8 protein-coding genes and 1 tRNA gene are annotated in these 11,582 nt (G+C 62.4%); 6 read left to right on the forward strand and 3 right to left on the reverse strand.

The annotated features are described in order from the left end of the window. Positions 1-94 precede the first annotated feature (94 nt). The 6 genes from RCO24_RS07400 to RCO24_RS07425 all read left to right on the forward strand — a co-directional run bounded on the left by RCO24_RS07400 (position 95) and on the right by RCO24_RS07425 (position 8,510). The gene (locus RCO24_RS07400) at positions 95-1,225 is read left to right on the forward strand and encodes an efflux RND transporter periplasmic adaptor subunit (RefSeq protein WP_308961133.1); all 1,131 of its coding nucleotides are present in this window, start codon (positions 95-97) and stop codon (positions 1,223-1,225) included. Further along, entirely contained in the window at positions 1,222-4,377 is a 3,156-nt protein-coding gene (locus tag RCO24_RS07405) for an efflux RND transporter permease subunit (protein WP_308961135.1), read from the forward strand. Before RCO24_RS07400 ends, RCO24_RS07405 begins: the two co-directional genes overlap by 4 nt. 181 nt (positions 4,378-4,558) lie before the next feature. Then, positions 4,559-5,047: a hypothetical protein gene (locus RCO24_RS07410; protein ID WP_308961137.1), complete on the forward strand. Its 489-nt coding sequence runs from the start codon at positions 4,559-4,561 to the stop codon at positions 5,045-5,047. Between the two features lie 164 nt (positions 5,048-5,211). Then, the gene (locus RCO24_RS07415; protein WP_308961139.1) at positions 5,212-6,012 is read left to right on the forward strand and encodes a hypothetical protein; all 801 of its coding nucleotides are present in this window, start codon (positions 5,212-5,214) and stop codon (positions 6,010-6,012) included. Positions 6,013-6,315: 303 nt separating this feature from the next. Further along, a complete protein-coding gene (locus tag RCO24_RS07420) occupies positions 6,316-7,206 on the forward strand; it encodes a hypothetical protein (protein ID WP_308961141.1) in 891 nt (296 codons plus the stop codon). Between the two features lie 200 nt (positions 7,207-7,406). Next, positions 7,407-8,510 (forward strand): hypothetical protein, encoded by a 1,104-nt coding sequence (locus RCO24_RS07425; protein WP_308961144.1) that lies wholly within the window; start codon positions 7,407-7,409, stop codon positions 8,508-8,510. 465 nt (positions 8,511-8,975) lie between these two features. Here the strand turns inward: RCO24_RS07425 and RCO24_RS07430 are convergent, their stop codons facing one another. From RCO24_RS07430 to RCO24_RS07440, 3 genes are all read right to left on the reverse strand, one after another. Further along, complete coding sequence (locus RCO24_RS07430) at positions 8,976-10,010, reverse strand: acyltransferase (protein ID WP_308961145.1); 1,035 nt, start codon at positions 10,008-10,010, stop codon at positions 8,976-8,978. Positions 10,011-10,146: 136 nt separating this feature from the next. Further along, a complete protein-coding gene (locus RCO24_RS07435; RefSeq protein ID WP_308961147.1) occupies positions 10,147-11,130 on the reverse strand; it encodes an NAD(P)-dependent alcohol dehydrogenase in 984 nt (327 codons plus the stop codon). Between the two features lie 248 nt (positions 11,131-11,378). Next, positions 11,379-11,455 (reverse strand) — tRNA-Arg (locus RCO24_RS07440). Between the last annotated feature and the right edge of the window lie 127 nt (positions 11,456-11,582).

Consider the following 11,582-nt stretch of genomic DNA (forward strand, 5'->3'; position numbering starts at 1 on the left):
GATTCTCGCCGCCATTCAAGCTCGAATGACGGGGCAACGCTCAATGATGATCACTCCGAGATACATCGCAAACATACACCGCACGCGACTGTTGATGTCGCTCTCCGCGGCGGCTCTCGCTGCGGGGTCCCTGGTTTTCATGGCGCCCGACGGCGCCGCGCAGGGGGCAGGAGGCCCACCCGCACCATCGGTGGTCGTCGAGACGGTGCAGTTCACCGACCTCAAAGGTGCGACGACTTTCTCCGGGCGGATCGAGGCAGTCGACAAGATCGAGCTTCGTACGCGCGTCTCGGGCCTGATCACCAAGCGCGACTTCCGCGAGGGCGGCGAGGTGACAAAGGGGCAGTTGCTGTTCGAGATCGATCGCCGGCCGTACGAGATCGCGCTGGCGCAGGCCGAAGCCAATCTCGCAAGCTCGCAGGCCGCATTGGAAGATGCGACGGACGCCTACAAGCGTACACAAGAGCTGGTGACCCGGCAGGTTTCGTCCGGCGCCTCGCTGAGCTCGGTCAAATCGCAGCTTGCACAAGCAAATGCCAAGGTCGCCTACGACCAGGCGCAAGTGCAGCAGGCCAAACTCAATCTCGAATACACGCAGATCCGGGCTGAGATCTCGGGGCGCATCGGACGCGCGGCTCATGCGGTTGGCGACTACGTGAATGAAGCGAGCACGCCGCTCGCCACGCTGATCTCGCAGGAAACCGTCTACGCGACCTTCTCGGTGCCCCGTCCCGATCTCGCCAATCTCGTGAAGGGCAAGGACGGCGCTTACCAGGCCGACGTGGAACTGCGCTTCGGAGACGGAGAACTCTATTCGCACGCCGGCAAGATCGCGTTCGTCGACGTCGAGGCGAACTCCGCCACCAACACCGTCATCGTGCGGGCGGAGGTTCCCAATCCCGATCGGGCGTTGCTGCCGCAAGAACTCATCGACGCCACGATCGTCGATTCCCACGCGACGAAGACGCTGGTGGTTTCTCAATCCGCACTGCTGCTCGATCAGCTCGGAAGCTATGTGCTGACCGTGGACGATAGCAACAAGGTCGCGATCCGCCGGTTCGAGACGGGCAGCTATCGCGGCTCGTTCGTCACCGTGAAATCCGGTCTTGCCGAAGGCGACCGCGTCATCATCAGCGGCCATCTCAAGGCACAGCCGGGCATGGTCGTCGATCCGCAGTCCGCTCCGATCGAAGTCAGCAACTCTTCGGGTAACCCCACGCCATGATCTTCAACGTCTTCATCGATCGGCCGCGGCTTGCGATGGTGATCTCGATCATCATCACGCTCGCAGGCCTCATGTCGGCGGTCGGCATTCCGGTCGCCCAGTATCCGAACATCGCCGCGCCGACCGTGCATGTCGGCGCGACGTATCCCGGCGCCGACGCGGCCACGATCAGCACGGCCATCGCGCAGCCGATCGAGAACGCCGTCAACGGCGTGCCGGGCATGCGCTACATGCAGTCGACGTCGACCAACGACGGCGGCTATTCGCTCACGATCACGTTCGATCAGGGCATCGATGCCGACACTGCCTCGATGAACGTGTCGAACCGCGTCAACATGGTGCTGGGACGGCTGCCGCAGGAGGTCCGCAACACCGGCCTCACGGTGGGAGCCGGTTCCTCCGATCTGCTTCAGATCATGTCGTTCTACTCCGACAATCCCGAGCACGATCAGCTGTTCCTCAGCACCTTCGTCACGCTCAACATCCTCGACGACTTGAAGCGCGTTCCCGGCGTCGGCGAGGCCGCCGTGATGGGCTCGCAGGACTATGCCATGAGGATCTGGCTCGATCCTCAAAAGCTGATCAACTATGGCCTCTCGGCCAATGACGTCGCCCAGGCGGTGCAGGCGCAGAACGTGCAGGCTCCGGCCGGTCGCATCGGCGCGGCGCCCATCGTGTCGGACGATCAGCGTCTCGAACTTGCGATTTCCTCCACGGGCCTTCTGTCGACGCCCGAGGAATTCGGCAACATCGTGTTGCGCAGCCACGAGAATGGTTCGACGACACGGCTCCGGGATGTCGCGCGGGTCGAGGTCAGGGCGTCCTCCTACAGCGCGAGCTCGCAGTTCGACGGAAAGCCTGCTGCTCCCGTTGCCATCAATCTCGCATCCGGCGCCAATGCGGTCAGTGTCGCGGACGCGGTTGCGCAGAAGCTCGAGGACTTGAAACCCCGCCTTCCCGAAGGCGTGAAATTCGCGTTCATCTACGATACGTCGGACTTCGTCTCGGCGATGATCGACCGGGCTATTGAAACGCTGTTCGAAGCGTTCGTACTCGTCGCGATCGTCGTCTACGTGTTTCTCGGTCGGCTCAGGCCGTCGCTGATTCCGCTGATCGCCGTTCCCGTTTCGATCATCGGCGCGTTCCTCATACTGGTGCCGCTCGGCTACTCGGCGAACACGATCTCGCTGCTCGCTCTCGTCCTTGCCATCGGCATCGTCGTCGACGACTCGATCATCGTGGTCGAGAACGTCGAGCGCGAGATGGAGGAGAACCCGGGCCTTTCCGCAGCAGATGCCACGCGCAAAGCCATGGGCCAGATCATCGGGCCGATCGTGGCCGTGACGCTGGTTCTGCTGTCCGTGTTCGTGCCCGTCGCGTTCCTGCCCGGCAGCACCGGCATCCTGTTCCAGCAGTTCGCCGCGACGATCTCGGCCGCGATGGTGTTCTCGGCCATCAACGCCTTGACACTGACACCGGCGCTCTGCGCGCTTCTGCTCAAGCCGCGCAGCGAGGACCACAAGCCCAACGCGGTCCAGGCATTCATCGAGAAATCGGTCGATCGCTATGCGGGCGTCATCGAAAAGATCGCAGGCCGGTCGGTCGCGGGTCTCGTTTCGGTGGCGATCCTCGGCTTGTTTGCCGGATACATCTTCTGGGACACGCCGAAGGGCTTCCTGCCGCAAGAAGACAAGGGCTACCTGCTCGTCGTTTCGACGCTTCCGCCGGCCGCTTCTCTCAACCGCACGGAAGCGGCGGTGGCGAAGGTCATCGAGATCGTGAAGAAGGATCCGGCCGTCGAAAGCACGCTGTCGATCAACGGTCTCGACTTTCTGACCGGCGGTTCGGCATCGAATTCCGGCATCATGTTCGTGCGGCTCAAGCCCTACGAGGAGCGCCGAGATCCATCGCTACAAGCCGACGATACGGCGATGCGGCTGTTCATGGCTCTGTCGACGCTTTCGGAGGGAACCTTCGTCGCGCTCAACCCGCCTTCGCTTCCGGGCGCAGGCTCGGTCGGCGGCTTCGAGTACATCCTCGAAGGCCTCGAAGGGAAAACCCCTGCAGATCTTGCCGCTGCTGCACGCGCACTCAGCGTTGCCGCTCTACAGAAGCCGGAGTTGACGCAGGTGTTCTCGGCCGCTGAAGCGCAGGTGCCGCAGATCAAGCTCGAGATCGATCGCGAACGGGCGCGTCTGCTCGGGCTCGAAGTCGGCGACATCTATAGCGAGCTGCAGTCGACGCTCGGCGGCCGCTACATCGCCGACTTCAGCAAGTTCGGCCGGACGTGGACCGTGCAGTTGCAGGCCGATGCACCGCACCGCTCGAACCTCGACGATCTCTCGCGTATCAGCGTAAAGAACCGCGAGGGCAAGATGGTGCCGCTGTCGTTGGTTGCGAAGGCGACATTGGGCGTCGGACCAAGTTCGCTCTCGCGCTACAACAACTATCCGTCGGTGACGGTGCGCGGATCGGCGGCTCCGAACATCGGTGACAGCCGCGCGCTCGAAGCGATGGAAGAGCTTTCGGCCGAAACGCTCCCGCCTGGCTTCAAGTTCGAGTGGACCGGGCAGGCGCTGGAGGAAAAACTGTCTGCCGCACAGACACCCTTGGTCATTACGCTCGCGCTTCTGTTCGCGTTCTTCCTGCTGGTCGGTCTTTACGAGAGCTGGTCGATGCCGCTGGTGGCGCTGCTGCCTGTCGTCGTCGCGGTGCTTGGTGCCATGCTCGGGCTGTTCGTTACGCAATCGAGCCTGCTGATCTATAGCGAGATCGGCATCATCGTGCTGATCGCGCTCGCGGCGAAGAACTCGATCCTGATGACGCAGTTCTTCATCGACCAGCGGCAAGCCGGGAAGTCCATCGTCGAGGCCGCAGTCGCAGGTGCGCGGCAGCGCATCCGCCCCGTCATGATGACGAGCGTCGCGTTCATCGCGGCGCTGGTGCCGCTCCTCGTTGCCAAGGGGCCGGGAGAGGCCAGCATGTATGCGGTGGCGCTGCCGGTGTTCGCGGGCATGCTGCTCGCGTCCATCGTCGGGGTGTTCTTCATTCCGGTGATGTACGTCGCGGTCCAGCGGGTGAGGGAGCGCTTCCGGCCAGCCGCCGGCAAGGCGGAGCAGCCGCCCGATGAGGCGCTGATCGCCGGCGAATGAAAAAAGGGGCGCCCAATCGAACGGGCGCCCTTGCTTTTCACGCTTTATAAATTGCATCAGCATTCGTCTTTATTTTATTGAATCTCCATGGAAATTAATTTCCCATAAACCGAATAAGATTGGAATTCCCCCATATGCAGGTGAATCGCGCGCGGCTGCGTGCGCGCCCTTGGGGAAGACAATGGAAAACAACAAATCGACGGCCTATGCGTTCATGATCATGCTCGCCGGCCTTGCCGTGATCGGCCACTACGGCCGCGCGTCCGCCGAGGTCGCCCCGCCGAGCGCGTACGAAAGCGTTATGCCGGGCCAAGCGCCGATGCAGCGCGCACCTGGATACGGCCCGCAATACGGCCTGATCCAGACCGCCGTCGTCGGCGTTGCGCAGATGGACGGCAACGGTGGTTTCGGTCGCCCAGCCGCAATGCCGGTGTTCCAGATCATCCAGCTGCAGCCCGCCACTGCGCCGGCCCAGGCAAGCTACGAAGCTCCGCACGGCGCCCCGCAGGCTCCCGTTGCATCTGCCGAGCCTTCCGTCCCGCAGGGCATGACCGTCACGCCTCCGGCCGCTCAGATGGCTGGCGCGCTGTGCGACATCAAAGGTATCCGCGTGCTGACCCAAAACGCTGAGTCCTGCGCGATGGCAGGCGGTCAGACCGCAGCGCAGTGACCTCTGCTTTCGCGCTCTGATTGTCTCTATTAGGATGATTTTCACTACTCCGCGGCACAACTCGTTGCGGAGCCAAGGGTGAGGGGTTGGTCGCGTCCCTAGGTTCCATCGTCATGGCCCGTGTCGTGGACGCGGTGCTTGTTCTGGAACGAGGGGATAGACCCGTGACATTTGTAAAGCTCACCATCCGATCGACGGCTGCAGCTCTCGCGCTGGCCGGCGCGGCTCTCGCTACTCCTGCCGCTGCCACCATTTCGACGCCGTTCGGCGGCGTCAGCGTCGGCGGCTTCGGAATCTCGACGCCCTTCGGCGGCGTCTCCACGCCGTTCTTCGGAATTGGCAACGGCGGCCCTGGCGCCGGCGGTTACTACACCGGCTTCGGCATTGGCGGCCCTGGCTACTTCGGGATTGACGGCGGCGCGCCCAAGTATTCCGACGTCAACCGCGCCGGCTTTGGGCTGCCTTGCGGCTTCATCGGTCCTTGCGCTCCCAGCCCGTTCGGATTCGGCCTCAACAGCGCGCAGAACGTCGGCATCTCGACACCGTTCGGTGGTGTCAACGTGGGCGGCTTCGGCTTCGGGGCTATGCCGGCCTGGGGACTCAGTGAGGAGCAGGCGCTGCGCATCTCGACGCCGTGGGGTGGCGCGTATGGCCCGGGCTTCGGTTTTAATGCCGGGCCGTTTAGCGGCAACTTCGGCGGCTGGGGTCTCAACAGCGCGCAGAACGTCGGCATCTCTACGCCGTTCGGCGGCTTCTACGGCCCCGGCTTCGGTTTTAATGCCGGGCCGTTCAGCGGCAACTTCGGCGGCTGGGGTCTCAACAGTGCGCAGAACGTCGGCCTGACGACAGGCCAGTGGGGACCGAGCTACGGCATCTCGACGCCGTTCGGCGGCATCAACGCCGGTGGCTTCGGTTTCGGCGGACAGCCGCAGATCATGCCGATCTACATGCCTTATCCGTACTGAGGATCGCTCTCGGCCAAAGGCCGAAAGCAAGTGCTCATAGGAGGGCCGTGCGCATCCGCGCGCGGCCTTTTTCGTTTCTCACGCTGCGTTATCCGAGGCGCAACTCATGCAGGCGCCAACGCCCACCGGAACGAGTCCGTATTGATACGTACAATTCGAGATTGTCAGCGTTAGGAGGATATTTACCAGTCCCCGGCACAAAGTGTTGCGGAGCCGAGGAAGAGTTCGTGGTCGCGTACCTGGGTTCGTTAAGTCATAGCTCGCGTCATCGACGCGGAGCGCTCTGGAACGAGGGATAGACCAGTGACATCCGTTAAGATCTACGTGCAGTCGGCAGCAGCAGCTCTCGCGCTCGCCGGCGCCGCTCTCATCACGCCCGCCTCTGCCACCATCCGCACGCCCGCTGGCACCATCTCGACGCCGCTCTTCGGCATCAGCGGCCAGCAGGACTTCAGCGTCCGGACGCCATGGGGTGGCGTTTCACTTCCCGGCTTCGGCATCTCGACCCCGTTCGGTGGCGTTTCGACCCCCTTCTTCGGTCTCGGTAACGGCGGCCCCGGCGCCGGCGGTTACTACACCGGCCTGGGCCTGGGCGATCAGCAGGCTCTTTCGATCAGCACGCCGTTCGGCGGCTTCTCGGGTCCTGGCTTCGGCTTCGGCGCATCCGTCAATTTCGGCCTCGGCGGCCCCGGCTTCCCGCCGGGCGTGGTTCCCTTCTTCGGCCTCAATGGCCATCAGAACCTCGGCATCTCCACCCCGTGGGGCGGTATCTCCGGTCCCGGCTTCGGCATCTCGACGCCGTGGGGCGGCTTCTCCGGTCCCGGTTTCGGTTTTAATGCCGGGCCGTTCAGCGGCAACTTCGGCGGCTGGGGTCTCAACGGCGCACAGAACGTCGGCATCTCGACGCCGTGGGGCGGCATCTCCGGTCCCGGCTTCGGAATTTCGTCCCCGTGGGGCGGCGTCTCGACTCCGTTCTTCGGCTTGAACGGACAGCCTGGTCAGCCGCAGATCATCCCCGTCATGGTTCCGGTTCCGGTTCCGATGCAGGGTGGCCCGGCCCAGGGCGGCGCTCAGCCGGTCCAGTGCATGATCAACGCCGTGCCGGCGCTGACCAAGAGCGTGGATGATTGCGAGAAGGCCGGCGGCGACGTTCCGGCGACCCGCACCTCCGCCGTCCAGGAAGCCAAGAAGTAAGATCTACGTGAGGTGCCGGTTCGAACGAGCCGGCACCTCTCTCTTCCGCCCCATCGCACCCAATCACATTCCCAAAGCATCTCTCCTCGTTCATGGCGCGCATGCCGCACGCCCTGAGCCCAGCCAGCGATTCCGACGTTCGATGCGCTCGATATCGAGCAAGCGCAGGCGCCGTAGGTTCCAGGAATAGGAAAATGAGCATGTCTGTCATTCGTTCTGTCGTCACAGCGCTTGGCGCCGCGTGCGTCATTGCGCTCGCCATGGCCCCTGCCGTGCTCGCCGCGCCCAAGAAAACGCATCTCCTGGCCATGGGCGGTTGCCCGCCCTGGAAAGTCATCGAAGGCGATCCGGAGGCAACCCGCCAAATGAAGGAATCCTGCCAGAACGACGTCAATGCGATCGTGGCAGGGTTCAAGAAGGCGCTCGCGCTGGACGACGCAAACATCATGACGCGTGTCGACGAACAGGCGACGGCTCAAGGCGTTCGGAAAGCGTTTGTGGAGCTGGATGAACGCGAGAAGAGCGGCGACCGCGTCATCATCTACATGAACTTCCACGGCGGAAACATCGACGCAAACTACAACGGCTACGACATCGAAGACGAAGTGCTTGCGATGTACACGGCGGTGGAGCCGAAAGACTTCCGGCAAGCTACCATCAACGGCGACTGGCTGACGATGAAAGCCGTGCGCGATCTCACCAACGAGATCGAAGCCGAAGAAATCGTGCTCATCTTCGAGGTTTGCGAAGTTGCGGCCGGTTACAAGAACTTCCGGTACAATTTCAGCCGGCGCAATCAGCGCGACTGGAAGGGCCGCGAAGCCGTCATCTTCACCTCGCGCGGCGATCAGGCTGCGACCTTCAACGAGGACGGCACGCTGGCGCTGTTCACCGAACTCTTTTCAAAAGGGCTTGAGACGGCAAAGAGCGGCAACTTGCGCGACATCTTCGAGCAGGCCGCAATCGACACGCATCGCTCGCGGCGCGCAACCTGCATGAAGGAAGAAAACCTCGAGAACCTGTTCGACAATCGCTGGGTCTACCTCGACGCCTGCACGCAGCTTCCCTCGGCGTTCGATCCCTATGGTCTGCTCGACGACATCCATGTGGGCGGCGACACCATCGCCTCGCGCTGGCACGACCTCAAGGATCGCAAGCCGCCGCAGAAAACTCCGGCGCGCGAAGAAGATCCGTTCGCTTGGGCAAAGGACTACATGGGCGGGCAGACGAGCGGAGCCGTCAACGCCGCTCCCCCGATGCAGATGCCGACCATGCAGCCCGCGGGCCCGTACTACCCCTACTGAGGTTCGGAAACGAACGAAACGAAAGGGGCCGCGCGCAACTGCTCGCGGCCCTCATGCTTTCCGCTCAATCTTTCAGCATTGGTGCAGCTTGCGGGTGCGCGCGGCACGATGCGCAGCTCAAGGGATGGGTTTCACGACGCAATCGTAGCGGGCCTGCAACAGGCGGCGTTCTGTTTTCGCGCTTCGCCGCCGCTTGCCAAGGTCTCGCCCGAATGTACTCGTGTGGTCGGAGTGGGGCCGGTCTTCGCGCGAACAACTGCCACGTATGTGGGAGTCTCCTTTTTGCGGGGTAGGGAGACTGCAAGTATCAATGTGCGGAGAGGCGCTTCCTCTTCCACACGCGCGTTTTCCGGCCCCATCTTCTTATCCGAGCCGATGTCTCTCAAACCGCACGGCTCGTGTGCTCGCATCCTGGAAACAAACCCACGCTGGAAAACAGCCGCGTATCGATCGTCGTTGCTTTATCTATGCCGGAGTAGGCGCCCACTTCGCTGCCGGGACACTTACTGCTCTGCGCGTTGTCGAGATCCATCGCGCGATCGGTCGTTCCATGTACCGATACGAGAGCCACCCTATAACGGGCATAGCTATCAGCATTGCGGCGACCGTTGCCAATCCCGGTACTGGGATCTCGGCCATGATGAGACCGTAAACAATCGGCCAGTGCCACAGATACGTAGAATAGCTTGCGTCGCCCATCGCTACGAGCGGCCGCGGCGCTTTCCACTTCGGCTCAAGCGAAATCATACCGGCGACGAGTATAGCGGCAGGGAAGCCCAGGTAGTAAGGGCGCAGCCCCGCCTTAGCCCATGTATCGCCCATCATCAGGTATGTACCGATGAGCAGCCCTGCAACGCCAATCGCAACGGTCGCGCCCGCCGGCACTTTCCATCCTCTATCGAAGTAGAGGTAAACGACAATCCCAAACAGGAAGTCGAGTACTACGGGGAACAGGATTATGCCGTAGTTGAAGCCTGTCAGTTGGGCCCACACGAGGATGATGCCGTATGTGAGCGCGAAACTGCCGAGTGCCAAGCGAAGAAACTTCGGTGGAGTGATCAAGATAAGGGCTGCGATGAGAGCATAGAACCAAACTTCAAACCGCAACGTCCATGCGACCGAGACAATCGGGTTGTCGCCGGACAGCGTTATGACTTCCCAAAGAGAGAACGGCTTTCCCCAGGAGATCGAGCCGGTGATGTAGAAGGCCAACGGTATCGATGCCGCGAGCACGATCCAGTACAGGGGGAATATTCTGGCCACACGGTTGAATCCGAAGTCTGCTGCACCGAGCAGTCTACCGTTGCGCCCGGATGCTGCGACAGCCGACTTTGAAATGACGTAGCCCGAGATCACGAAAAACAGATCTACTCCGGTAAATCCGGCCGCGAAGGCATACTGGCTTATTTCTGGAAGCCACATGCCCCATTGCGTCGTCGCGTGACACAGCACCACGAGCATGGCTGCTATGCCACGGAGCATCTGAATGTTTTTTGACATCGCTGGCCCCCTCAACAGGGGTAGGTGAGTCGGCCGCGATCACGCAAAACAATCCTTGGTCTGACTATTGTTCAGGATGTGGAAAAGCACATCTCTGAATTTAGACCTTCGAGAGCTCCGCGAGTTGCGCACGCGCTCAGCGGACGTCACGCATCGTCACGACCACGCTGCCGACCTTGCGTTCTGAATCGACGCGGGCATGGGCCTCCGAGATCCGGTCGAACGCAAAGCGGCTGTCGATGACGGGTTTGTAAGCGCCTGTCTCGCACAGTCTCTTTAGCTCGATGATATCCTCGGCCCGCTCCGGCGCAGGACCGCCGGCCACCTTTAATCCGCTCGTCATGGATTGGAACGGCGCCTTGAGCAGGTCGCCAAGCTCGCCGACCGCCAACAACAACCGGCCATTCTTGTTGAGTGCATTTCGGCAGCGCACGAAGGACACGTTCCCGACCGTGTCGAGAATGATGTCCCAACGCGTGCCACTTCTCGCAAAGTCCGCCGCCTTGTAGTCGATCACCGCATCCGCGCCGAGCGCGCGGGCGAGATTTGCATTGGCGGCCGAGCAAACGCCGGTGACATGCGCCCCGAAATGCCGGGCCAACTGCACGGCCGCCGAGCCGACCGCGCCGGACGCACCGTTGACCAGAACGCGTTCGCCCCGCTGCACCTTGCCGACGTCGCGCAGAAAATGAAGCGCCGTTGTGGCGCCGAACGAGATCGCGGCTGCCTCCTCGAACGTGACACCGACTGGTACCAACGCCATTACGCCGTCCTCGGGCATGGCCTTGAGTTCCGCATGGCATCCCATCCCCGCGCCGCTGAATGCGAACACCTGATCGCCCGGGCGATATCGCGTGACATTGGCGCCAACCGCCTCGACGACGCCTGAGAGCTCCGTGCCGAGGATCTGATTGCGCGGCCCGGTCAAGCCAAGGAACACGCGTGCCAACAGCGAGAACCCTGAGGGGAACCTCGCACCGCGCACGCGCGCATCGCCCGAAGAAACGGTGGTCGCGACGACACGGATGAGCACTTCGTCCGGTTTCGCGACGGGATCAGGAACGTCGAGAAGTTGCACCACATCCGGCCCGCCGTAGGCCTTGCAGACGGCTGCTTTCATGCTGCGTCCTCGCGATCATCCATCGTCGAGCGCCTGTCTGATCGAGCATCAGGGCGGCAGTTAGGCTGGTGGGAATTGGGAGCAGCGGCCAAGCACCCGCACGCCGATGTGTTGGTCTGGTTGTGGCCCTAAGCTGACCGACGACGAATTTCGCGCGCGCCGCCGCTATTGGTCGAACAGCAGACTTTGATCTCAACTTTCGCTCAGAACAAAATTTTCATGATGATACTGCGGCCCAAAGGGCCGATTGGCGCACCCGACAGGATTCGAACCTGTGACCTCTGCCTTCGGAGGGCAGCACTCTATCCAGCTGAGCTACGGGTGCAGTCCAAAATCCGGCGCCGCGGGGGCCGGGACGCACCTGATAGCGCATTCCGCGACCAGGGGCAAACGGCCTTCTCGGCCGTCCGTCATGAATTGACGGGGTACGGCCGCAAGCAGGGGCTGACCAC

The sequence above is a fragment of the Hyphomicrobium sp. LHD-15 genome (assembly GCF_031157355.1).
GTDB lineage: Bacteria > Pseudomonadota > Alphaproteobacteria > Rhizobiales > Hyphomicrobiaceae > Hyphomicrobium_C.